Source organism: Streptomyces narbonensis, from assembly GCF_014649015.1.
In the GTDB taxonomy this organism is placed as follows: domain Bacteria; phylum Actinomycetota; class Actinomycetes; order Streptomycetales; family Streptomycetaceae; genus Streptomyces; species Streptomyces narbonensis.
Genome location: NZ_BMSF01000020.1, coordinates 93,969 through 117,961, shown reverse-complemented (window position 1 = coordinate 117,961; position 23,993 = coordinate 93,969). Strand labels below are relative to the sequence as shown.

Sequence of the window (23,993 nt, the reverse complement as noted above, 5' to 3'; positions counted from 1 at the left end):
ACACCGGAGGTCTTCGCCATGTTCAAGACCTGCCGAGTGTCAACAACGCTCGTGATCAATACACCTAGGGTGTGTCCGTCTCCAGGCCGGTCAGCGTCGTGACGTGCATGAGGCCGGGGCCGGCCAGTACGGCGTGGAGTTGCTGGAAGCAGCGGCGTGCCGCGACCGCGTTCCAGTCCTCGGGGAGGAGTTCCTCCGGGAGGCCGGGGTCGAGATAGGGGAGGCGTCGCCACTGCGTGAGCATGGGGACGTAATGGCGGAACGCCTCCCGGGGGTCGATGTCGGACTCCGTCGTCAGCCGGGCCGCCACCGGGCCGTAGGTGTCGGTGAACTCCGCGTACTGCGCCTGGATCGCCGGGAAGTCCCACCAGGTGCTGACCGAGGAGCGCAGGTCGCTGAACGCCACGTACCGCGACGCGAAGAGGTGGACGTACTCGCTCAGGCCCAGCCGTTCGAGCGTGGCCCGGGCGTCGTCGAGGAGGCGTCCGGGGGCAAGCCACACCCCGGACGTGATGTTGCCGAAGCCGAGCCAGGTCAGGCGGGTGCGGAGCTGGTGGCGGTGGGCCCGCTCCGACTCCGGCACCGAGAACACCGCCGTGACCCAGCCGTCGGCCAGGTCCGCCGGCGCCAGACTGCCGAAGATCCGCCGGTCGCCCTCGTCGAACACGGGGTGGACGGCCGGGCTGAGCCGGTAGCCGTTGGCGCCGCGCCGCTCGGCTTCCAGGACGCCCCGCTTCTTCAGGCGCGAGATCGCCGAGCGCACCGCCGGTCCGTCCACGTCCAGCTCGGCCATGAGGGCGATCAGGTCGGCGATGGAGACCCATCCCCCGAGCGGCCGGAGGAAGGCTCCGTAGACCGTGTTGATCAACGAGCTGGGCCTGAGGGGACTGTCCGACATGATCGCCTTCCGTGGTGTGCGGGGGCGATCCTACCCAGCTGCGGGACCGGGTGCGGGCGGGTGGTCATCCCGTGGCCGGCTCCCTCCGCGGCAGTGGCGTCTCGGCGTACGCGCCGGACAGGAGGTGGCCCGCTCCTGGCGCGACGGCCGGCAGGTCCAGGGTGCGCAGCATCTGGTGCGCGGTGCACACGGCCGCGGAGACGACGGGCTTCCCGAGGAGCTGCTCCGCCTCTTCGACGGCCCCGAGGGACGGCATCTGGACGCAGGCGGACAGGACGACGGCGTCCGCGTCGGCGTGCCGCAGCGCGCGGGCGATCCCGGGGAGACGGGCGGGGTCGTGGGCGGCGACGTCCAGGTTGTCGGGGATCTCCAGCGCCGCGTAGTCGAGTACCTCGATGCCCTCGTGGGTCAGATAGTCGACCACCGTCCGGGTCAGCGGGCGCATGTACGGGGCGACGAGCGCGATCTTCCTGGCGCCGAGGGTGTGCAGGCCGTGCACGAGGGCGCCGGCGCTGGTGACGACAGGGGCGGCGGCGCCGTTCTCGGCCGTGCGGGTGTGCAGGCGCTCCTCGGAGGTGCGGTGGTAGCCGAGGCCCATGCTCATGATGGCGACGAGGCACGCGTATCCGAGGACGTCGACGCGGGCGTCGGAGAGTTCGACGGCGCAGCGGTCGGAGTCGGCGTCCATCGCCTTGAGCTGCTCGGGCGTGACGTGGGTCATGCGCATGCGGCTGGAGTGGAAGGTGAAGCGCTCCGGCGCGATGGTCTCGCGGGCCCGCAGGATGGCCGGGATCTCGGTCTCCATCGTGACGTTGGAGCTCGGCACGATCTGGCCGATGCGGTAGGTGCGGTGGGTGGTCATGGCTGCTCCGTTGCCGCTGGTCAGCGGGCGTCGACGACGGGGTTGGCGAGGGTGCCGATGTGCTCGACGGTGGCTTCCACGGTGTCGCCGGGGACGAGGAACTCCGGCGGGACCATGCCGGCGCCCACGCCGGAGGGGGAACCGGTGGCGATGACGTCGCCCGGCTCCAGGGTCACGCCGGAGGAGATGTCCGCGATGAGTCGGGCGATGGGGAAGAGCATGTGGCGGGTGTTCGACTTCTGCTTGGTGACGCCGTTGACGCGCAGTTCGAGGTCGAGCGCCATGGGGTCGGCGATCTCGTCGGCGGTCACGACGGCGGGGCCGAAGGGCGCGTAGGAGTCCTGCCCCTTGGAGAAGAACCACTGGCCGGAGCGGCGCTGGTCGCGTGCGCTGATGTCGTTGACGATGCTGTAGCCGAAGATGTGGTCGTAGGCGTCCTCCTCGCTGACGCGGGAGGCGGTGCGGCCGATGACGACGGCGAGTTCGCACTCCCAGTCGAGCTGGCGGGTGAGGTTGCCGTTGTGCAGGATCGGCTGCCCGGGGCCTGTGACCGCGGTGGCGGGCTTGCTGAAGAGGACGGGGCGCGGGGGCAGGTCCTTGTCGGTGTCCAGGCTGCGGCTGGACTCCTCGACGTGTTCGACGTAGTTGAGTCCCACCCCGATGATCTTGCCGGGGCGCAGCGGGGCGCGCAGCACGACCTCGCCGAGGTCGTGGACGGCCGCGGCGGGCCAGCCGGACGGGTCGCCGGCGAGCAACCGCCGCGCGGTGTCGTGGAGGCCGGCGTCCGCGCGGAGGAAGGTCAGCAGGTCGTGCGGGAGCGCGGTGTCGTGGTGGGCGGCGAGGGCCGCGAGGTCGACCACCCGGTCGTCGAGCTGGGCTCCGAGGCGGGCGGGGGCGTCGTCGAGCGTGTAGGTCACGAGGCGCATGACGGCTCCTTGAGGTGCGGTGTGGGCGGGGGGGGGAAGGCGGCGGCTCAGGCTGTGGGCTGGTGGCCGCCGTTGTCGGCGTACGCCTCTTCGCGGGAGAAGCCGAGGGAGCGCATCACGGGGAAGTCGTTGAACGAGAACAGGCAGGCGTCCTCGCCCTCGTCGAGGTTCGCGTGCTCGTGCCAGGCCCAGGAGGGGACGCAGAAGATGTCGCCGCGCTGCCAGTCGTAGCGCTGTCCGGCGATGACCGAGTAACCCCGGCCCTTGGCGACGGTGTAGACGACCGAGCCGGTGTGACGGTGGGCGCGGGTGGCCTGGCCGGGTCGCAGCAACTGCATGTGGGCGCCCATGGTGGGCATGACGGATCCGCCGGTGACGGGGTTGGTGTACTCGGCGATGACACCGTCGTACGGGGAGCCTTCCGTGGCCCGGGCGAGGTTGCGGAGCGACTCGTAGGTGGGCTCCCAGGGGTAGGCGAGCAGGGGCGAGTAGGGGCGGGCCCACTTCTCGGCGCCGTGGGGAAGCAGGTTGGCGCCGTAGGTGAGGACCGAGGAGTTGATCACCTTCCCGGGCTGCTGGTACAGCTCCGGGTGGACCTCGTAGAAGCCGGCGTCCAGGGCGTTGACGAGGGGGATGTCGAGGCCGTCCTGCCAGATGACGGGGGCGTCGTCGGCCTCGTTGCCGTGCTCGTGCCAGGTGCCGTTGGGGGTGATGGCGAAGTCGCCGGGGCCGACCTTCAGCTTCTGGCCGTCGACGATCGTCCAGGCGCCCGTCCCTTCGTGGACGAAGCGCAGGGCGGCCGCCTGGTGCCGGTGCGCGGTCATGGCCTCCCCCGGTCCCATGATCTGCAGGCCGGTGTAGAGGAGGCCGACGGCGGCGCTCACGTCCTTGCGGCCGGGGTTGACGAGCATGACGACGCGGCGGCCGGCGTCGTCGGCCTTGACCAGGTCGAGCGCCTTTCGGACCAGCGGGCGCAGGGTGTCGTAGCGCCACAGGACCGGTACGGACTTCGGCTGCGGGTACCAGGGCTCGATGTCGTTGGCGACCGTCCAGAGGGCGCCGGCCTCCTGTTCGGCGAGTTCGCCGTAGTAGGCGGTGAGTTCGGGGGTGTCGGACACGCGGGCCCGGCCCAGCCTGTCGTCGTCGTACTCGGCAGTGGTCATGAGTCCTCCTTCGGGGGCCCGGCGACCTCGGCGTCGTGGGCGTCGTCGGTGGGGAGCGTGGGGATGGTGGGGAGCTTGGGGGTGGTGGCCCGGGTGCCGTCGGACGTGAAGGCGATCGGGTTGCCCAGGGTGTCGTCGGGCGTGAAGGCGACCGGGTTGCGCGGAGGGCCGTCGGACGTGAAGGTGACCGGGCTGCGCGGGGTGTCGTCGACGTGCAGGCGGAAGACGTCGAAGCGGTTGTAGTGGCCGACGATGTCGTGCATCTGCTTGGGCTGGATGCACTTGGCCAGGTCGATCTCGCCGTAGACGATGCCCTCCTCGTCGACGAGCGGCTCGGTCACGGGACGGCCGTCGGGCCCGAAGATCCCCGAGAGCGCGCTGCGTGGGCGGGCGAGCATGCGGCGCAGGTCCTGGTCGTCGCCGGCGATGGTGTCCACGATCTCCGGGGAGACCGTCGAGCAGGCGACGACGGAGAAGAGCTTGCCCTCGAAGCTGTGGGCGGCCGTGCGGACGGCGATGGCGTCCGCCATGTCGTAGTCCGCCGGTGCGACCGGCAGCGCGATGTAGCTCGCCGCGTGCACCAACTCGCCCTGGGCGAGCAGGGTGAAGCGGGCGAGGGTGTTGGTGTTCTCGCCGCAGGCGAGCACACCGAGCGGGCCGACGGGCGTGGGATGGACCTTCAGTGAGCTGCCGTCGCCGCCGGTCCAGGTCAGTTTCTCCGCCCAGGTGGGGACGAGCTTGCGGTGCACTCCGAGGAGTCCGCCGTCCGGCCCGAGGGTGAGCATGGTGTTGTAGAGGACGCCGAGGCTGTGGGGGCTTCGTTCGTTGACGCCGATGACCACGACGGCGCCGTGCCGTCGCGCCGCCGCGCGCAGCGCGTCCACGTGCGGGCCGGGGACGTCGACGGACGCCCGCCACAGGCGCTCGAACCACGGGGAGCCCTGGACGGGGTTCATCGTCCAGTTCCAGTACGGGTATCCGGGGACGAACACCTCGGGAAAGACGATCAGTTCGGCGCCCTGGGAGGCCGCCTCGGCGATGAGGGACACGGCCTTCTCGACCGTGGCCGCCGGATCCAGGTAGACCGGCGAGGACTGCACGGCCGCCGCCGTGAAGCGCGGCAGCCTCTCCGTCTGTTGCATCATCTGTTCCTCCCTGTCAGACCGCTGCCGTCGCGTGCTCGGGAAGCCACCGTTGGTGCACGGGTGCGGGTGCGTCCCGGAGCAGTTGGAGGCGGGGTGGCACGCGGTCGGTGCGGGCGCCCGGCGGTCTGCCGCTGCCCGCCTTCCAGTACGCCGGCCAGGGCGCGGCCGGTCCGGCGTACCGCTGGGCGGCGGCGGCGTGGAGCGTCCAGAGCGGGTCGTGGAGCTGAGCCCGGCCGAGGCCGCACAGGTCGGCCCGGCCCGCCAGGATGAGGGAGTTGACGTCGTCGTAGGTGGAGATGGCGCCCACCGTGATGACGGGTATGCCGACGGTGTTGCGGATCAGGTCGGCGTAGGGCGTCTGGTAGCTCCGGCCGTAGCGCGGCCGCTCGTGTGCGACGACTTCTCCGGTGGACACGTCGACGGCGTCCGCTCCCGCGTCCGCCAGTGCGCGGCAGAGGTCGACCACGTCGGATTCGCCGATGCCGCCTTCGGCCCAGTCGGTGGCCGAGATCCGGACGAGCAGGGCCTTCGTCGCGGGCCACACCTCGCGGACCGCGCGCAGGACCTCCAGCGGGAAGCGCATCCGGTCAGGAAGGGCACCGCCGTACTCGTCCGTGCGGGTGTTGGTCAGCGGCGACAGGAAGCCCGACATCAGGTGTCCGTGGCCGTACTGGAGTTCCAGCACGTCGAAGCCCGCCCGGTCGGCGCGGCGGGCGGTGGCGACGAAGTCCCGCGCGATGCCGTCCATGTCCTCGCGGGTGGCCTCGCGGGGTGTCGCGCTCGCCGCGTCCCAGGGCAGGGGGGACGCGGCGACCAGCGGCCACCCGTCCTCGCCGAGGGGGTGGCACCGGTCGTCGTCGCCCTGTGGTGTGCCGGTGGCGGCGCGCCGTCCGGCGTGGGTGAGCTGGATGCCGAGGCGGGTGTCCGACTGCCCGCCGACGAAGTCGGTGATGCGACGCCAGGCCGCCTCCTGCTCGTCGGTGTACAGGCCCGGGCAGCCGGGGGTGGCGCGTCCGTCGGCGCTGACGGCCGTCATGCCGGCGATGACGAGGCCCGAACCGCCCACCGCCTGCGTGCCGAGGTGGACGAGCTCGAAGTCACCCGGCACACCGTCCCGCGCGGAGTACAGCGCGGTCGGCGGCACCACGACACGGTTGCGCAGGCGCACCCCGCCCAGCCGGAACGGCCGGAACATCGGGGGGACCGGGTCGCTCCGCCGGCCGGTCTCCGCGGGGTCCCGGCCCGCCTGGTCTTCCGCGTGCCAACTGTCCACCGCCTCGGTGAACGCCTCGTCGCGCACGCGCAGGTTGTCGTAGGTCACCCGCCGGCTGCGGGTGAGCAGGTTGAAGGCGAACTGGAGCGGTTCCTGCCCCGTGTATCGGCCGACGTTCTCGAACCATTCGAGGCTGGCCTGGGCGGCCCGCTGCGTGGACTCGACGACCGGCTTGCGCTCGGCCTCGTACGCGGCCAGGGCGCCGGGCACGTCCGGGTGTTCGTGGAGGCAGGCGGCCAGGGCGAGGGCGTCCTCCATGGCGAGCTTGGTGCCGGATCCGATGGAGAAGTGCGCAGTGTGGGCGGCGTCCCCGAGCAGGACGATGTTCTCGTGGCGCCAGGTTCGGTTCCGTACCGTGGTGAAGCTGATCCACCGGGAGCCGTTGGGTATCAGGCGGTGGCCGTCGAGGTGTTCGGCGAGGATCTCCTCGCACAGCCGGATGCCGGCCTCGTCGTCGGCCCCGGGCGGGAGGTCGCGCGCCGCGAGGGCGTCGAATCCCGCGCGCCGCCAGGAGTCCTCGTCGATCTCTACGATGAAGGTGCTGCGGGTGTCGTCGAACGGGTACGCGTGGACCTGCACGGTCCCGAAGTCGTGTTCCGCGACGATGAAGGTGAAGGCTTCGAAGACCTTGTCGGTGGCGAGCCACATGTAGCGGCAGTGGCGTTCGTCAAGGTCCGGTCCGAAGGTGTCGGCGTACGTGCTCCGGGTCTGCGACCGTACGCCGTCGCTCGCCACCACGAGGTCGTAGCCAGCGGCGAGTTCGGCCGCCGACGGGGCGAGGGTGCGGTAGCGCACGTCGACTCCCAGCGCCGCGCACCGCTGCTGGAGGATCTGCAGCAGGCGCTTGCGGCCGAGGGCGGCGAAGCCGTGGCCGCCCGAGGTGAGCACCTGCCCCTGGTAGCGCACGTCGATGTCGCTCCAGCGGGCGAACTCCGCGGACATGGCCGCGGAGACGTGCGGATCGGCCTGGGCGATGCCGTCGAGCGTCTCGTCCGAGAAGACCACTCCGAAGCCGAAGGTGTCGTCGGCCGCGTTCCGCTCCCAGACGGTGATCTCCCAGTGCGGTGAGAGCTGTTTGGCCAGGGCTGCGAAGTACAGCCCGCCGGGCCCTCCGCCGATGACTGCTATGCGCACGGCGTCCTCCTAGTGGTTCGAGGAACAACGTATGCCGTAATTCCTGCGATCGTCAAGAAAGCTATATACATGTGCCTGACCTGCTTGAACCGGCGTCTCAGCCGTAGATTTCGGGGGCCTGCTCGCCCGCCCTGGTGAAGAGCTCGCGCACGTCCTCGGGCCACGGCGTGGCCCCCGACGCGTGTGCGGAGGAGTGCGCGATCACCATCCGGCCACTGGCCGCCACCTCGTCGCCCTGGGCGCGGACGGTGAAGGCGTAGTGCAGCGAGGTGGTGCCGACCTCGGTGACGCGCAGTTCGATGCGCACGAGGTCGCCGAACCACAGCCGCGCCAGGTAGTCGGCCTCGAAGTGCACGCGCGGCGTGCTGCCGAAGAGGTGGGCCAGACCCAGGCGGCGCAGCAGGGCGGCCTCCGCCGCCTCCACCCAGCGCACGACGGTGGAGTGGTGGTAGTGGCCTGCGGCATCGGTGTCGGGCCATTCGACACGACGCTCGATGAGGATGCCGGGCGGGTTCGCCCCGCCGGCTTCGGCGGCCCCCTCGGCACAGCTGCCGATCGACGGGGTCGCACGGGGGGTGAGGGGGGGTTCCATGAGGAGCCTTTCGTGGGACTTCGGGCTTCGAGGGTCGACGGCCTGCCGCCGGCTTTGGTATGTCGGCCGCCGACTGTCGGACGTCGGCGCCGGACGTCGGCGCCTGACGTCGGCATCGGACGTCGGCCGTTGGCCGTCGGCGCCGGACGTCGTCTGCCGACCATCGGCCGTTGGCCGTTGGCCATGGGGCGTCAGCCGTGGGCCGTCAGCTGTCAGCCACCGGCCGCGTTCGCGGCGCGTCGGCGCAGCACGTGCCGCTGCAGCTTTCCGTTGCTCGTGCGCGGCAGATCGGTCACGAACTCGACGGCGCGCGGGTACTTGTAGGGCGCGATGGTCTGCTTGACGTGGTCCTGGAGCTCCTTGACGGTGGCCTCGCCGGCGGCGACGCCGTCGACCAGGACCACGTACGCCTTGACGACCATGCCGCGCCGCTCGTCGGGCGCACCGACGACGGCGCACTCCGCCACGTGGGGGTGGTCGATGAGCGCCTTCTCGACCTCCGGGCCCCCGATGTTGTAGCCGGAGGAGACGATCATGTCGTCGCTGCGTGCCACGTACCAGAAGTAGCCGTCCACGTCCCGCCGGTAGGTGTCGCCGGTGATGTTCCAGCCGTTCCGGACGTACGCCGTCTGGCGCGGATCGTCGAGGTATCGGCAGCCCGTCGGGCCGGTGACGGCGAGCAGTCCGGGCTCCCCGTCGGCGACCGGCGCACCGGTCTCGTCGACGACCATCGCGCGGTAACCGGGCACGGGCTTCCCGGTCGCCCCGGGCCGGACGTCGTCGTCGGCGGCGGAGATGAACACATGGAGCATCTCGGTCGCGCCGATGCCGTCGATGATGCGCAGACCGGTCGCCGCGTGGAAGTCCTCCCACACCTGGGCCGGCAGGGCCTCACCTGCGGAAACGCATCTGCGCAGGCCGGTCAGGCGGTCCGCGGCGCCCTCGGCGATGATCGCCCGGTACGCGGTGGGGGCGGTGAAGAGGACCGTGACGCCGTGCTCGGCGACGAGGTCGGCCAGCTGCCGGGGCGCCGCCTGCTCGACGAGCAGCGTCGCCGCCCCGGCGTGGAGCGGGAAGACGACCAGGCCGCCGAGCCCGAACGTGAAGGCCAGCGGGGGCGTACCGGTGAAGACGTCGTCCGGCCGGGGCTTGAGGACGTACCGCGAGAACGTGTCGGCATTGGCGAGCACGTCCCGGTGGAAGTGCATCGTCGCCTTGGGCCTTCCGGTCGTGCCGGAGGTGAAGGCGATGAGGGCCACGTCGTCGGCCGCTGTCGGGACGTCCTCGAAGGTGCCGTCCTTGGCCGCGCACCGGCGCGTCAGGTCCCCCTCGCCCTCACCGCCGAAGGCGAGGACGGTCAGTCCCGGCGTACCGGCGGCTTCGAGTTCGTCGAGGTACCTGTGATCGCACAGGGCGACCAGGGGCCGACTGATCTCGGTCAGTTGTGCCAGCTCCGCGGCGCGCAGCATGGGCATGGTGGCGACCGCGACCCCGCCCGCCTTGAGAACGCCGAGCCAAGCAGCCACCAGCCAGGGGTTGTTGGGGCCGCGCAGCAGGACGCGGTTCCCGGGGACGAGCCCGAGGTCCTCGGTCAGGACCCGGGCCACCTGGTTGGCGCGGCGCAGCAGGTCACCGTACGTCCAGCGATCGGCGGGGGTGAGGAGGCAGGGCCGGTCGGGGCCCCAGCGCGCGACCGCGTCGTCCAGCAGTCGGGTGGCGCAGTTGAGACGGTCCGGATAGGCCAACTCCGGGAGATCGAAGTGCAGTTGGGGCCAGTGGCCGGAAGGGGGAAGCCGGTCACGACAGAAGGGGTCCACGTGGGCGGACGGGGAGAGCTCCATGGGGCGCACACCTCGGTTTCGGGGGCAGCGGAGGGAGTGCGGCAAGTATTTCGCCAAATTGACGAGCGTCAAGATTTCGCGACATTGATTTTTGTGACGCCCCGTCAGACGATCGGGACGCAGACCCTCACGACCTTGCCGACCGCCACCCGGAACGCCGCCAGCTCACCGCCGGCCTCGTCGACGAGGAAGCTCACGATCGCGAGCCCGCGACCACCCTCCGCATCCACGTCGACCCCCAGGTCGGCGCCCGGCCCGACACTCCTGGCGAAGTGCGGCATGCGGGGGTCCCCGTCGGCGACGTCGAGCCGCAGCCGGCCACCGGCGAGGGCGACCGTGACGCGCGGCCGTCCTCCCTCGGCACCCGCATGCCGGACAGCGTTGGACAGGAGCTCGGTGCCGACCAGCAGCAGCAACTCGACACACGGAAACGCGATGCCCCAGCCTTCGAGCGTCCGGCGCAGGCTCGCCCGCACCCGGGGAACCTCGAGCACCGCACCCCGCGCCACCCAGCAGGCGAGACGACGCCCGGGGCGCGGAGGGGGCGGCGTGGGTGTCGGGACGGAACGGATCGGCGACTCGCCGCGCGAGCGGGGCAGCGGGGCGGACCGGGACAGCACGGGACCGGGCATGGGAACTCCCTGACGAGGGGGCGACGCACACCGTGTCTTCTCGTGTAACCTCCGGGATCACACGTCAGCCGACCTGACCGGCAACCGAGACGTTTACTACGCCGCACATATCGTGTTACACGTGTAACAACGTACGGCGGACCCCATGGAGATCGCAAGGCATTTCGGACATCTCATGGGAAAACGCCGCCACACATCCTCGGAAAGAGGCGGACATGAGCCAGTCACCTCCCATCGCCCCGGCCGTACAGCCGCCGTCCGGACTCGAGTCCGGATGGCCGCCGCCGCCTTACCGCGCCCCCACGCCGCCGCTGGTCGACCAGGACGGCGTACGCCACTACGACGGCCTGACCTACGCGACCACGCTGGGGTACCGGCCGTGCCTGCTCGACGTCCACGTGCCGGCGTCCGGGCAGCCGGTACCCGCCGTCGTCTGGATCCACGGCGGCGGCTGGCTGGAGGGCGACCGCCGCTACCCGCCGCCGACCGTGCCGGTCGAGCTGCTGCACGGCACCGTCCTGGGCGCCGGCCTCGCCCTGGTCGCCATCGACTACCGGCACGGCCTCGAGGCCCCGTTCCCGGCGCAGCTGCACGACACGAAGGCGGCCATCCGCTACATCCGCCACTTCGCCGCCGAGCTCGGCATCGACAAGGACCGGATCGCGGTCATGGGCGAGTCGGCGGGCGGACACCTCGCCGCACTCGCCGGCCTCGTGCGGCCGGACGCCACCGAGGACACCGCGGCACTGGAGGGGAACGTCGGCGTCCAGGGCCAGGACGGCCAGGACAGCGCCGTGCGGGCCGTCGTCGCCTGGTACGCGGCCTCGGACGTCGTCACGTTGCTCTCGCACCCGCTGCCGATGCCGCCGGCGCCCGACGGCTCCGCGTACCCCGATCCCTTCAGCGCGCTGCTGGGCGGCACACCCGAGCAGCTGCCGGAGCTCGCCCGCGCCGCCAGCCCGGTCACTTACGCGGGCACCTCCACCCCGCCCCCGTTCCTCCTGATCCACGGGACGGCGGACCAACTGCTTCCGTACAGCCAGAGCGAGGCGCTCGCCGAGGCTCTCCGGGACGCCGGCGGGGACGTCACCCTCCTGCCGGTGGAGGGCGCCGACCACATCTTCCTCGGCGCACCCGACGTGACGCCGATCGTCACCGAGAGCGTCGACTTCCTCGCCCGTCGACTGGGGGCCTGAGCACCACCGCCGATCACCCAGCGCGGGGCGTCGTCACGACGGCGCCCCGCGCTCGGCATCCGGTACACACCCGCGCGCGTCCCCGCGACCACCGCACCCCCGTACGACCACTGCTCCCCGCCATACCGCCACTGCTGCACCCCCGGCAGCCCCTGCACCCCCTGCACCCCCTGCACCCCCTGCACCCCCTGCACCCCCTGCACCCCGCGAGAGGTACTCCATGACCGGTACTCCGGCCCAGACTCAGGTGACAACCGCCCCGTCGCCGGCCCCGGCGCCGTCACGGCGCGACCGCCCCTCCCCCGCCGCCCGGCGCTCCGGCCCACCCGCTCTCGGCGCCCTCTTCCTGCTGGTCACCGCCACACTCGCGGCCACGGTGCTCGTCCGCCCCGGGCGCCCCGTCCTCCAGCCCCTCGACGACACCTGGCTGCGGTGGATGGGAGGCCCGCATGACGGCGCGTACGCCGTGGTCGCCACCGTGCTCGACTGGTTCGGCGGGCCGCTCGGTGTGGTGGTTCCCGTAGGACTGCTGGTCTTCCTGGCGGTCCGGAAGCGCTGGCCGTCGCTGTTCTGCCTGCTGACCGCCTACCTGGTGGGGAACGTCCTCGTCGTCCAGGCCCTGAAGTACGGGGTGGACCGGCCGCGGCCCGCCGACCCCTTGGTCCGTGTGGACCACGGTTCGTTCCCGTCGGGACATACCGCGGGAACGGCCCTCCTCGTGGTGATCGCCATCGCCCTGCTCGTCCCCGCGGGCCGGCGGCGCGGCTGGTGGGCGGCCGGCGCGGTCCTCACGCTGGCGATGATGTGGAGCCGCACCTGGCTGCACGCGCACTGGCTGAGCGACACCCTGGCCGGCGCCACGACGGGAGCCGGAATGGCCCTCCTGGTGTGGTGGGCCTTCACTCCACTGCTGAACCGGGAAGAGCTCACCCGGGACGGCCGCAGTCCTCAGACGGCCTGACGGCTTACTGGGGCTGACGGCTCACTGAGACTGACGGCTCACGAGAACCGAGGGCTCAAAAGACTTGCGGGTCAGGAGGACTGACGGTGCACCAGGAAGGGCTCCATGCCCCGCACTTCCGGCCGTGCGCCGCGGTCCACCAGTTCGTGCAGGGCGTCGGCGACCTGCGCGGGCGTGGGCAGGTCCAGCCGTACGGACGTCAACGGCGGCTGCTGCAAGGCCGAGAGGACCAGGTCGTCGCAGCCGACCACGGCGACGTCCCCGGGGACGGACACGCCCTCGTTGCGCAGGGCGTGCAACAGCAGCGCGGCGTACTCGTCGTTGTAGGCGAACACCCCGTCCAGACCCAGCTCGCGCCAGCGCGCGGCGAGTTCGGCGGCGGATTCGTGGGTGTAGGACAGGTCCACCGGCGTCACCGTCGCCGTACTTCGGGCGGCGACCCCCTCGGCACCGGCCAGGCGCGGCCGGGCGAAGGTGCCGAGGCCGCGCTCCTGCGGCATGACCACACCGACCTTCCGGCAGCCCCGCGCCACCAGGTGCTCGACGGCGAGCGCGCCGATGCGTGACTGATCGAAGTCCACGGTGTGGGCGCCGGGCACCTCCCGGGACGCGAAGGCCAGCACGCCGCGCACCCCCGCCCGACTGAGGACCTCCACGGCCTGCCCGGACAGGCTGTCGCCGTCCAGGGCCACCACCGCCGCCGGACGGAGCTCCGCCCAGGCCCGGGCGGAGCTCACCGGGTCGGGGAACCGTCCGGCGTGCAGCACGAGGACGTATCCGTGGCGCTCCAGCTCGCTCTCCAGGTCGTCGACCCAGGCGCTGACCAGGCTTCCGGCAGCGGAGACCGATGCGGGGATGAGTACGAGATTGCTGCGGCCGGCCCTGAGCGACCGGGCTGCGGCGTGCGGCACGTAACCGAGCTGCTCGGCCGCCGCCAGCACGCGGGCACGCGTGGTCTCGCTGACCCGGTGCTCCTGTGTGTTGTTGAGGACGAAGGACACCGTCGCGCGTGACACCCCCGCCAGACGCGCCACATCGGCACTCGTGACGGCCGCCGCCGCGGTCGGCTTCTCGCCCATGTCGTCCCCTGCCTCGTCTCCCCGTTCGGCCCGATCGACCCCTACCAAGGTTACACGCGTTACCGCAGGTGCCGGAGGCACATCCGCCGTGAGGCCAGACAGACGCCGAGCGCCGTTGCGGTATCGCCACTCTCGCCCTGGTCGAAACCGAAGGCCATCTCTCGCACGCGCGCGATGCTCCGATCGGCATGGCCCTACAGGGCGTAATCCGGGAGGACTCCGCGGCGAAGGCTGCCGCGAAGGGGATCAGGTGGCGACGCGGATGCAGACAGCGGTCTCACCGGGCGCACGGCAGGGACAGTGCGGGCGGTGCGGGCCGCGCGGGCGGTGCGGGCCGCGCGGGCGGTGACAAGGCGCGCCCGAGCTGTCACGCCGCGAGAGCCGTCGGCTCCCGCCTCCCGTTCACACGGACGGGAAGCGGGGCCGATCCCGAGCCGTCAGGAGCTCGGGACCGGCCGGGGCCCCCACCCCCCTACGGCGGCCCCGACAGGGAGATTACACGTGTAACAGCTTTCCCGTGTGACTTCCCAGGAAGACGTGACGACGGCGGCTACTCCGATTCCGCCGCCCGTCGGCGGTGCAGGCGGCGCGCGTGCCCGGCGAGGTCACTGACGGGCAGGGTGACGCTGTCGAAACGCATCGTGGTGCGGTCGTCCGTCCGGTACGGCTCCCAGTACGGCAGTCCGTCATGGTTCGGGTCGCCTGTCCGGGCAAAGGCGATCCATGCCCGGTGCATGCTCTGCCCCAGCCCCCGCCCCACCGCCGGGTCGATCCCCTCGGCCAGCGGGGCGTGCGCCCAGTTGTCGAAGTTGTCGAAGACGAAGGGGAGTTCGAGACAGTGAGCGGCCGCGAGCCTCCCCTGATGGGCGGGCGCCGGCAGGTCGAACTGGTACGCCCACACCGGGCGCCCCGATGCCGCCCTGGCCTCGGCCAGCTCCAGACAGGGCACGCGGAACAGCTCGTCCGTGATGAGGTCCATGAGCACGTCGACCGGCCGGGCACCGGGGCGGGTCCGCGCGTACTCGTCGTACACGTCGGCCGCCAGGCCCGCGCCGAACGTCTCCGCGATGCGGTCGACGACCTGCTCGCGAGTGGCCTGCACATGGCCGGGGTCCAGGGCGAACCCGAAGTTGGCCTCTTCCCGGGTCCAGCCGACGAGGACGTCGATGTCCGCCGACGGCCCGTCGAGGAGGGTGTGCGCGGGATGGCGGAAGAGCGTGACGTCGTCGCGCACGGGGAGGAAGGGGGTGGGCCAGTACCCCCAGCGCATGGTCTGCGCGAAGAGCCCGCCCGCGGCCTCGATCAGCCGCGGCCACGGCAGGGCGCGGAGTTCCTCGGCGTCCTTCGCCCCGGCGAGCCGCAGGTAGGCGTCGACGCGCTCTTGGTACTCGGCGGGGGCGGGAATGCGCAGCCCGAAGGGCGGACTCTGCAGGATGACCCGTTGGAACAGTTTCCGCGCCTCGGGGTGTCCGGCCAGGGAGGCCGTCGACAGCGCACCGCCCGACTGGCCGGCGACCGTGACCCGGTCGGGGTCCCCGCCGAAGCGGTCGATGTTGTCGCGCACCCAGCGCAGCGCGGCCAGCTGGTCGGTGAGCCAGAGGTTGGCCGGCTGCGCGTCCCCTTCGGCCTCGTCGGCCTCGTCGGCCTCGTCGGCGAAGGAAAGGTAACCGAGGGGGCCGATACGGTAGTTGAGGGTGACGACCACAAGGTCGCCGTCGCGGGCGAAGGTCTCACCCGAGTAGATGGGCAGCGATCCGGAACCGGAGACGAAGCCGCCGCCATGGATCCAGACCAGCACCGGCCGCCGCGCGGCGTCGAGTGCCGGTGTCCACACGTTCAGCGTCAGGCAGTCGTCGTCGAACGGTGGACTTCCGTGGCCGCCGAGGACGGGGTCGCCACCCTCGATGAACATCTGCGGCGCGCTCGGGCCGTGCTCCGTCGCGTCGCGCGTGCCGCTCCAGCCGGGGTGCGGCCGGGCGGCGCGCCAGCGCAGCTCGCCCACCGGAGGTGCGGCGTACGGCACGCCCTTGAACACCGCGAGGCCGCCGTCGGTCCGGCCGCGCAGCCGGCCGGCCGGCAGCTCGACGACGAGCGGCGCCGCCTCCTCTTGCATGTCAGCCATGCTTGTCCTCCTTGGTCAATGGTTCGCCGGGCGCGTCAGCGCCGCCACCGCGGGCCGAGCGGAACCGGCGGGATCCGCGGAACCGGCGGAACCAGTGGAACCGGCGGAACCAGTGGAAGCAGCGGAACCAGTGGAGCCAGCGAGTTCAGTCCACCGACGGGATCGGTGGATAGAGGGGATCGCCCCACCAGCGAAAGAGGCCGGATCCGGATCAGCCGGAGCCGAGCCAGACAGTGAGGCTATGCAGCATGCATGACGGCCGTCAATCTTTCGATACACAGCGCGCCCCGTTCAGTCCCAGAGACGGCCTGCCGCCGCACGGACGGCCTCCTCTTCCAGCAGTCGGGCGAACGCGGACCAGAGCAGCAGGACGACACCCGCCCCCATGGCGGCGCCGGCCGCCGCGTCGCTCAGCCACTGGGCGTGCATCCAGGTGCGGCTCCACATGGTGGCGCCCACCAGGACGGCGGCGAACAACCACCACCAGCGCCGTGCGGCCGGCGGGAAGAGGACCACTCCGGCCGCCATGGCGAGGGTCGTCACGGTGAAGACCTGACCGGACGGGAACGAGCCGCCACCCACCAGGATCCACGGCTCCAGCGGGCGCGGGCGGTCGACGAACTGCTTGACCGGAAGGACCACGACGACGTTGGCCAGGACACACGCGACGAACACGAACACCCCGGATCTCCAGCGGCCGTAGACGGCGAGACACCCCGTCAACACCAGCGGCACGACCATGCCGAGGGGCCCTCCGAGGACATCGAGGGCGCGGGCGAGACCCGTCACCGTGTCGTCCGGCGAGCCGCGCATCGCACTCATCCAGAGATCGTCGACGCCTTGGAAGACCGGCGCCCCCTCGCCGAGGGTGGCGAGGCCGGCCGCCAGAGCAGCGGCCATCAGCAACGATCCGGCCGGCACGGCCCGCCGGGGCGGCGCGGCCGGGACCGGATGACGCGCCGGCTCTCCGGGAGGCGGCGAGGGGGCGGGAACGGCAGGCGAAAGGGACATGGCTGACCTCCGGAAACTGCGGGGAAACCGCGACGTCGACGAGACGGCGGTGACGGAGAGACGAGCGGGAGCGGGCGGCGACGCGGCCGCGGGAGCGGGGTCCGCACGCGGCGGCCCCACCGTGCGCGGCGACCGTCACGCACAGACCTCCAGGCCAGGTTGAACCTTCACGAGCCTCGACACAAGAGCGACCCACGAGTAGCTACACGTGTTAGCAACCGGCCTCGTCGCCCGCGGTCACGGTTGCCACTCACTTGCCTCTATCCCCTACCCATGGGGCTTCCCGAGTGCTACACAATGCTGCAAGCCGCGACTAACACGTGTAACTCACCCGCTGCTGCTCTCCGCTCTCCCTGCGCCCGTCGCAGGGCGGAAGACGCCCTCCCCGCGGCCATCCCCTCATCGCTCCAGCTCGTAGCTCCGCGCTCAGCTCCGTCCCGAGGAGTCGCCATGCACGCCCCGATCCCCCGCCGCGCGTTCCCCGCGCCCGCATCCCCCGGTGGTCACCGTGACAGCCGATGAACTGACCCAGCCGGACGCGTCACCGGAGGCGCCCGCACCCCCTCAGCGCGGCCTCATGCTGCTCCTCCTGCTCGCGAACGCCTCAATGCTCGCCGTGTACATGGGTGTCGGCTCGGTGCTGCTGCCGCTCCAGATCGCCGCCATCGATCCGACTGACAAGGTCGCCGTGCTCGGTGTCATCGGCGGGGTGAGCGCGATCTTCGCCACCGCGTTCAACCCGATCGCCGGCGCCCTGTCGGACCGCAACGGACGCCGGAACCCCTGGATCCTCGGCGGCGCGCTCGCCGCCCTCGCCGGCCTCGGGTTCATCGGCAGCGTCGACACGGTGCTGCTGGTCGGCATCGGATGGTGCCTGGTGCAGGCGACGATGAACGTCTACCAGGCCGCCGTCACCGCCATCGTGCCCGACCGTGTCCCGGTCGCCCGCCGGGGCACGGCCTCCGCCCTGGTCGGTCTGGCCCTGCCCGTCGGCGGCACCGTCGGCGTGATGATCGCCTCGCAGACGACCGGCCGGCTCACCACCGGCTATCTGGTGCTCGGCGCCCTGGCGGCCGGCGCGGCGCTGCTGCTCGCCACCTTCTGCCGCGACGTACCGCGGCCACGCGTGCCCGCCCCCGCCGTCCCGAAGCGCGAACGCCTCGGCGCCTTCCTGTCCGCCCTGGCCGACCACGACTTCCGATGGGCCTTCATCGGACGCGCCCTGCTGGTGCTCGGCTACTTCTCCGTCGTGGGCTACCAGCTGTACATCCTCGACGACCACATCACCCTGCCCGACGGGCTGGAACCGGCCGAGGCGATAGCCGTGCTCACTCCGGTGTCGATGGCCGCCATGGCCCTTTCCACCGTCGTGGGCGGTCTGCTGTCCGACCGCTGGAACCGGCGGAAGATCTTCGTCGGCGTGTCCGCGGCGCTCGCCGGGGCCGCGATGGCGATCCCCGCGATCAGCCCGACCTGGACCGGCATGCTCGTGTTCAGCGCCCTCAACGGTCTGGGCTTCGGCTGCTTCATGGCGGTGGATACCGCGGTGGTCACCCTGGTCCTGCCCCGGGCGGAGGACGCCGCACGGGACATGGGCGTCCTGAACGTCGCCAACGCGGGGCCGCAGATCATCGCCCCGTTCATCGCCTCCGCCATCGTGACCGCGCTCGGCGGCTACACCCCGCTGTTCGTCATCGGCGGCGTGCTCTCCCTGCTGGGCGCGCTGTCCGTCGTCCTCATCCGCGGGGTGCGCTGACCCTCCGTACCGCTGCGCGAAGACCCTCCGTACCGCTGCGCGAAGACCCTCCGTACCGCTGCGCGAAGACCCTCCGTACCGCCGCGCCAAGACTCGCCGGGCGCATGCCGAGGGGGCGTGCGTCCGGCGATCACCCACCTCCCCTCCCTCTCTCCCACCTTCTTCACCCTCATCGAAGGAGCAACCCCGTGAGACGCACGCGCGTTCTTCCCCTGGCCGCTCTGCTGCTGTGCACGCCCGCGCTGACCGGCACGGCGCCGGCGAGTGCCGCCGCGGAGGCCGGGCCGACCGGCCCGCTGCGCATCCTGCTGACCAATGACGACGGGTACAGCGCGCCCGGCATCCGCATGCTGTTCCAGCGGCTGACCGCCGCGGGGCACGACGTCACCATCGTCGCCCCGCTCACCAACCAGAGCGGCGCCGGGACGAAGCTGATGAGCGCCAGCACCGTCAGGGTCGAGCATCCCGAACCCGGGGTGTGGGCCGTGGACGGCACGCCCGGCGACTCGGTGTCCTTCGGTCTCGCCGCGGTGTTCAAGGACCGCGCCCCGGACCTCGTGGTCTCAGGTACGAACTTCGGGCCCAACGTGGCCGCGCTGGCGACCCACTCCGGAACGGTCGGCGGCGCGATCGCCGCCCTGGAGCGCGGCGTGCCGGCCATCGCGGTGAGCACCGGCGAGCTCGCGGTCCCGGTTCCCGAACAGATCTTCAACGCCATGGGGCCCACCAACGACTTCACCGTCAAGCTCATCGAGCGGCTGCGCGCGCAGGCCAGGAACGGCCGGCTGCTGCCCGCGGGCGTGGGTCTCAACGTGAACCATCCCGTGGTCGGAGCGGACGGCAAGGGAATCGCACGGGGCGCTTCCGTCACCACCCAGGATCCCCAGCCCGGGCTCGCGGCGGAGTACACCGACGTCGGCGACGGGACCTGGAAGGTCGGCGTCAGCCTGGTCCCGGCGCCGGACCAGCGGGGCGGTGACGTGGAAGCGGTCCGTGCGGACAGGGTGTCCGTCGCTCCGATCTCCCCGGACTGGAACACCGGCACCCCGGACTTCGCCAAGGTCGCGGCGCAGCTGCGCGGCCTGCGTCCGTAGCCGGACGCGGCATGCCCGGTCCATAGCCGGGCCCGGCAACGCCCGGTCCATCGCCGGGCCCGGCAACGCCCGGTCCATCGCCGGACCCGGCAACGCCCGCGCCCTGCCCCGGCGGCTCCGTGTCCGCCGGGGCGGGGGTGTCCCGCGTCCACCGGACGTGATCCGACACCCCTCGTCTGTCATGCGTTTGACACCCCGTGGAGGAGAGTTGACAAGGATGACGCGCTCGGCCGTTCCCTCGATGGTGCTCGCTCTGCTGCTCGCCGTCGCAGCACTGTTCACCCACCCGGCGGTCGCGGCCCCGGCCCGGCAGGGCGTCACCGCGGCACGCCCGGTCGTCGCCACCGACCAGGGCCGGCTCGCCGGCCGCGCCGACGGCCGGGCCGAGGAGTTCCTCGGCGTCCCGTACGCCGCACCGCCCGTGGCGGACCTGCGGTTCCGTCCGCCCCGACAGCCGGGACGGTGGGCCGGGACACGCGAGGCGACCCGGCCGGCGCCCGCATGCGTGCAGTTCCTGCCCGTCGGGCTGAGCGACCCGGAATACGTCAGCGAGGACTGCCTCTACCTGGACGTGTACCGGCCTCGCCACTCCCGTCCCGGTGACCGGCTGCCCGTACTGTTCTGGATCCACGGCGGCGCCTTCCTCATCGGCACCGGCACCCAGTTCGGCGGCCGCACCATGGCCGACCTCACCGGCAGCGTGGTCGTGAGCGTCAACTACCGCCTCGGTCAGCTCGGTTACCTCGCCGCGCCCGAACTCACCCGGCAGAACGCCCTCGGCTCCGGATCGTACGGACTCATGGACCAGATCGCGGCCCTCGAATGGACCCGCGACAACATCGCCGCCTTCGGTGGGAACCCCGAAAACATCACGCTCTGGGGACAGTCCGCCGGCAGCGCCTCGGTCTGTGCCGCGCTCAGCTCTCCGCGCGCCGCCGGCCTCTTCTCCCGCGCCGTCCTCCAGAGCGGACCGTGCAGCCTGATGCGCGCGCCCGGCTCCGCCCAGGCCGCCGAGGCGGCCGGGGACTTCGCGTCCGCGGCGGGCTGTGCCGAACCTGCCACCCGCGCCGCCTGTCTGCGTACGGTACCGGCGGCCGACCTGGTCGCCGCCGGCCGCAGCCGTCCCACCGCGGGGCCCGCCTTCGGTGACCGTCTGCTCCCCGCCCAGCCGTACGAGGCGATCGCCTCCGGCAGGTGGAACAAGGTCCCCGTCCTCATCGGCAGCACCAAGGCGGAGGCCAAGTTCTTCGTAGCCGGCAGCGATCCGTACCTCACGGCGCAGGAGTACACCGACCGGATCGACGCCCTGTACGGACCGGCGGCGCAGGAGGTGCTGGCGCGCTACCCCGTGGCCGGCCACCCCACTCCGTTCGACGCGCTGTCGGCGGTCCTCACCGACTCCACCTTCGCCTGCGCCACGCTCAGCACGGCGCGTGCCTTCGCGGAGCAGGTGCCCACCTATGTCTACGAGTTCGACGACCCTCGGTCCCCGGCCCTCCTCGGAGCCCAACCGCCGGGCGTGGACATGGCCAACGCACACAGCGCCGAGCTCGCCTACGTACACGACTTCGGCCTGACCGACCGACCGCTCACCGCCGCGCAGACCGCCTTCGCGGACGACATGAAGCGCCGCTGGGGAGCATTCGCCCGCACCGGCGACCCCCACCTCGCCGGTGCGCCCCGCTGGCCGCGGACCCTCGGCCGCTACACCGTCCTGACCCTCGCCCCGGAGGGCACCCGCACCTCCACGAACTTCGCGGCGGACCACCGGTGCGACTTCTGGTCACGGCACCAACCTGCGGGGACGGTCGTCGCGGGAGGCACGCCGACCGCCGGGCCGGCGAGCCCGCCGCGTAGGCTGGCGACGCAGCTGGTTCGCCCCGTCCGCCAGGCGGGAGCGTCGTAAGAGGGAACCTGGTGGGAATCCGGGACTGCCCCGCAGCGGTGAGCGGGAACGACCGCCGTCCTACGCACTGGGTCCGGAAGGGCCTGGGAAGCGACGGCCAGTAGGGGCCCTCCGTCAGGAGTGGCGTGCCCGCGAGTCCGAAGACCTGCCCGCTGCCCGCGCCCCCGATCCCTTGGGTGCGGAACAGCCCTGCCGCGACTCGCGAAGGAGAGTTGACGTGGCCGATCCCACCGTCACCAGCCCCGCCCCCGTGTCCCGCCCCGCCAAGACGCCGGGCGACTCCCGGGTCGTGCTCGCCCACATCATGAGCGAGCACGACACCAACCTCTACGGCACCATCCACGGCGGCGTGATGATGAAGCTCATCGACGACGCAGCCGCCGCGGCCGCCGGTCGGCACGCCGACGGGCCCGCCGTCACCGTCTCCGTCGACCGCATGAGCTTCCTCGCCCCCGTACGGGCCGGGGACCTGCTCAGCGTCGAGGCCGGGCTCGAACGCGCCGGGCGGACCTCCATGACCGTCGGCGTCCGCGTGACCGCCGAGCGCTGGAACCACTCCGGTCCCGCCACCGAGGTCGCCACGGCGTTCCTCACCTTCGTCGCCATCGACGCCGAGGGCAGCCCGCGCCCCGTAGCGGCGCTCGACGTGACGCTGCCCGGCCTGTCCTGAGGATCCACCGCTTCCGCTCTCGGCGAGGTCACCCGCACAAGTTTCGCCCCACTAAGGGGTGTTCGCCTCCAGGAGGCGGCTCGTGCGGGTGCTCGCGCCCGTCAGGGTGAGGGGGATGCCGAGGCTTCCGCACATGCGGTGGGCGCGGGCGAGGGCGCTGAGGGTGGCGGGGGTGGGGTCGGCTGCCGGGAGGGCGATGACCACGCGGGTCGGGCTGTGGGTCTGGACCAGGGCCTGGATCTGAAGGGCGGCCGCGGCCCTGTTGGTGACGTCCAGGTCGCGGTGGAGCGCCACGTGCAGGACGTGGTGGCGAACGGTGTGGCTGATGAGCATGGTGTTCCTCCGCGCAGGACGACGAAGGCCCGCAGCCGGACGCGGTGGGGCATCGTCCGAGGATGCCACGGGGAGTGCTCCGGGAGCGTTCTCGTGGCACTCTCCGTCTGATGTGTCGGTGCGGCGCCGTTCGCGGGCCGCCATCCGGGATTCACGTATATGAATCGGCGGCGGGGTCCGACTAGGGTGGGGAGGACCGGGGTGACCGGTCGAGATTTCGAACGCGACTCTCACTCACCAGGCGGTTCTCATGAGCCAGTTCGACCTGCCCATCGACCAACTCCGCACCTACCGCAGTACGTCCGTGGAGCCGGAGGACTTCGACGCCTTCTGGGCGAAGACCCTCGACGAGACGCGCGCCCACCCGCTCGGCGCGCGCTTCGAGCGCGTCGCCACGGGACTCACGACGGTGGAGACGTACGACGTGACCTTCGCCGGATTCGACGGCCAGCCGGTCAAGGGCTGGTTCGCGCTGCCGGCGGGCGCCTCCGAACCACTGCCCGTGGTCGTCGAGTTCCTCGGGTACGGAGGCGGGCGCGGCCTGCCGCACACGCACCTGCTCTGGGCCTCCGCCGGGTTCGGGCACTTCGTGATGGACACCCGGGGGCAGGGCAGCGGCTGGGCCACCGGCGACACCTCCGACCCGGTCGGCAGCGGGCCCGCCGCCTCCGGCTTCATGACCCGGGGCATCGAGAGCCCGGACACCTACTACTACCGGCGGCTCTTCACGGACGCGGTCCGCGCCGTGGAGGCGGCCCGCTCACACCCGCTCGTGGACGCGAGCCGTACGGCGGTGACCGGCGGGAGCCAGGGCGGCGGCATCACCCTCGCGGTGGCCGGGCTGGTGGGGGACCTGGTGGCCGTCGCCCCCGACGTGCCGTTCCTCTGCGACTTCCCGCGCGCGACGACCCTCACGGACCGCATGCCGTATCGCGAGATCGGCAACTACCTCAAGGCCCACCGGGGCCGCGTCCAGCTGGTGCGGGACACGCTGGCGTACTTCGACGGGGTCCACTTCGCCTCGCGCGCCACGGCTCCCGCACTGTTCTCGACGGCCCTCGAGGACCTGACGTGCCCGCCGTCCACGGTGTTCGCGGCCTTCAACGCGTACGCGGAGGAGGACAAGGAGATCGAGGTCTACGACTTCAACGACCACGAGGGCGGCGGCTCCTTCCAGCAGGAGGCCCAGCTCCGCTGGCTGCCGGCCAGGTTGCGCCGCGGCTGAGGCGGCGGGGTGCGGGCCGGGAACGACAACCTTCCGGCCCGTTCCGGCCCCGTCCGGACAGGGCTGAAGCCCGAGCCGTACAACAGGCTCGGGCTTCAGGTCGTGCACGGTCGTGCACGAGGCGTGGCGCGCGCCTCCCGGACGGGCGCCCCGCTCACTGGTTTCAGTGCCAGT

The 23,993-nt window shown here is 72.0% G+C and carries 19 protein-coding genes, 1 pseudogene and 1 riboswitch; of the genes and pseudogenes, 7 read left to right on the top strand and 13 right to left on the bottom strand.

The features are described 5' to 3' along the window. Positions 1-64: 64 nt before the first annotated feature. The 9 genes from IE124_RS29810 to IE124_RS29770 form a co-directional block, all read right to left on the bottom strand. Positions 65-898: a PaaX family transcriptional regulator gene (locus IE124_RS29810; protein ID WP_189512284.1), complete on the bottom strand. Its 834-nt coding sequence runs from the start codon at positions 896-898 to the stop codon at positions 65-67. A gap of 64 nt (positions 899-962) precedes the next feature. After that, positions 963-1,760: a maleate cis-trans isomerase family protein gene (locus tag IE124_RS29805; RefSeq protein WP_306432443.1), complete on the bottom strand. Its 798-nt coding sequence runs from the start codon at positions 1,758-1,760 to the stop codon at positions 963-965. Positions 1,761-1,780: 20 nt separating this feature from the next. Beyond that, entirely contained in the window at positions 1,781-2,686 is a 906-nt protein-coding gene (locus tag IE124_RS29800; protein WP_189512281.1) for a fumarylacetoacetate hydrolase family protein, read from the bottom strand. A gap of 47 nt (positions 2,687-2,733) precedes the next feature. Beyond that, complete coding sequence (locus IE124_RS29795; protein WP_189512273.1) at positions 2,734-3,849, bottom strand: cupin domain-containing protein; 1,116 nt, start codon at positions 3,847-3,849, stop codon at positions 2,734-2,736. Then, a complete protein-coding gene (locus IE124_RS29790; protein WP_229832992.1) occupies positions 3,846-4,994 on the bottom strand; it encodes a carbon-nitrogen hydrolase family protein in 1,149 nt (382 codons plus the stop codon). The genes IE124_RS29795 and IE124_RS29790 overlap by 4 nt, the downstream gene beginning before the upstream one ends. A 13-nt stretch (positions 4,995-5,007) precedes the next feature. Then, entirely contained in the window at positions 5,008-7,401 is a 2,394-nt protein-coding gene (locus IE124_RS29785; RefSeq protein ID WP_189512270.1) for a bifunctional salicylyl-CoA 5-hydroxylase/oxidoreductase, read from the bottom strand. 97 nt (positions 7,402-7,498) lie between these two features. Continuing rightward, positions 7,499-7,993 (bottom strand): acyl-CoA thioesterase, encoded by a 495-nt coding sequence (locus tag IE124_RS29780; RefSeq protein WP_189512267.1) that lies wholly within the window; start codon positions 7,991-7,993, stop codon positions 7,499-7,501. Positions 7,994-8,205: 212 nt separating this feature from the next. After that, on the bottom strand, positions 8,206-9,834 hold the full coding sequence (locus IE124_RS29775) for a benzoate-CoA ligase family protein (RefSeq protein WP_189512265.1): 1,629 nt from the start codon (positions 9,832-9,834) through the stop codon (positions 8,206-8,208). A gap of 104 nt (positions 9,835-9,938) precedes the next feature. Then, positions 9,939-10,466 (bottom strand): ATP-binding protein, encoded by a 528-nt coding sequence (locus IE124_RS29770; RefSeq protein ID WP_189512262.1) that lies wholly within the window; start codon positions 10,464-10,466, stop codon positions 9,939-9,941. A gap of 215 nt (positions 10,467-10,681) precedes the next feature. Between IE124_RS29770 and IE124_RS29765 the strand changes: the two genes are divergently transcribed. Together IE124_RS29765 and IE124_RS29760 are read left to right on the top strand one after the other, a co-directional pair. Further along, the gene (locus IE124_RS29765; RefSeq protein WP_229832990.1) at positions 10,682-11,662 is read left to right on the top strand and encodes an alpha/beta hydrolase; all 981 of its coding nucleotides are present in this window, start codon (positions 10,682-10,684) and stop codon (positions 11,660-11,662) included. A 220-nt stretch (positions 11,663-11,882) separates the two neighbouring features. Further along, positions 11,883-12,623, top strand: a complete 741-nt coding sequence (locus tag IE124_RS29760) for a phosphatase PAP2 family protein (protein ID WP_189512260.1) — start codon at positions 11,883-11,885, stop codon at positions 12,621-12,623. A gap of 71 nt (positions 12,624-12,694) precedes the next feature. Here IE124_RS29760 and IE124_RS29755 read toward each other — a convergent pair whose 3' ends face one another. The 3 genes from IE124_RS29755 to IE124_RS29745 form a co-directional block, all read right to left on the bottom strand. Further along, positions 12,695-13,702 (bottom strand): LacI family DNA-binding transcriptional regulator, encoded by a 1,008-nt coding sequence (locus IE124_RS29755; protein ID WP_189512258.1) that lies wholly within the window; start codon positions 13,700-13,702, stop codon positions 12,695-12,697. A gap of 550 nt (positions 13,703-14,252) precedes the next feature. Next, positions 14,253-15,824: a carboxylesterase/lipase family protein gene (locus IE124_RS29750; RefSeq protein WP_189512256.1), complete on the bottom strand. Its 1,572-nt coding sequence runs from the start codon at positions 15,822-15,824 to the stop codon at positions 14,253-14,255. 291 nt (positions 15,825-16,115) lie between these two features. Beyond that, entirely contained in the window at positions 16,116-16,724 is a 609-nt protein-coding gene (locus tag IE124_RS29745; protein WP_189512254.1) for a phosphatase PAP2 family protein, read from the bottom strand. Between the two features lie 619 nt (positions 16,725-17,343). Here IE124_RS29745 and IE124_RS29740 point away from each other — a divergent pair. The 4 genes and pseudogenes from IE124_RS29740 to IE124_RS29725 all read left to right on the top strand — a co-directional run. Next, positions 17,344-18,591 carry an MFS transporter gene (locus IE124_RS29740; RefSeq protein WP_189512252.1) on the top strand — a complete coding sequence of 416 codons (1,248 nt, stop codon included), beginning with the start codon at positions 17,344-17,346 and terminating at the stop codon, positions 18,589-18,591. Positions 18,592-18,779: 188 nt separating this feature from the next. Beyond that, positions 18,780-19,685 carry a 5'/3'-nucleotidase SurE gene (surE, locus tag IE124_RS29735; RefSeq protein ID WP_189512250.1) on the top strand — a complete coding sequence of 302 codons (906 nt, stop codon included), beginning with the start codon at positions 18,780-18,782 and terminating at the stop codon, positions 19,683-19,685. Positions 19,686-19,902: 217 nt separating this feature from the next. Beyond that, positions 19,903-21,591 carry a carboxylesterase/lipase family protein gene (locus tag IE124_RS29730; RefSeq protein WP_189512242.1) on the top strand — a complete coding sequence of 563 codons (1,689 nt, stop codon included), beginning with the start codon at positions 19,903-19,905 and terminating at the stop codon, positions 21,589-21,591. Further along, positions 21,553-21,746, top strand: a riboswitch (cobalamin riboswitch). It overlaps the preceding gene by 39 nt. Before the next feature lie 149 nt (positions 21,747-21,895). After that, positions 21,896-22,225 (top strand): annotated as a pseudogene (locus IE124_RS29725) (acyl-CoA thioesterase); the annotation flags it as partial. 87 nt (positions 22,226-22,312) lie between these two features. Here IE124_RS29725 and IE124_RS29720 read toward each other — a convergent pair. After that, the gene (locus IE124_RS29720; protein WP_150264320.1) at positions 22,313-22,594 is read right to left on the bottom strand and encodes a hypothetical protein; all 282 of its coding nucleotides are present in this window, start codon (positions 22,592-22,594) and stop codon (positions 22,313-22,315) included. Positions 22,595-22,844: 250 nt separating this feature from the next. Here IE124_RS29720 and IE124_RS29715 point away from each other — a divergent pair, with 250 nt between their 5' ends. Beyond that, positions 22,845-23,819, top strand: coding sequence for an acetylxylan esterase (locus IE124_RS29715; protein ID WP_189512240.1), 975 nt, complete (start codon positions 22,845-22,847; stop codon positions 23,817-23,819). Positions 23,820-23,993 lie beyond the last annotated feature (174 nt).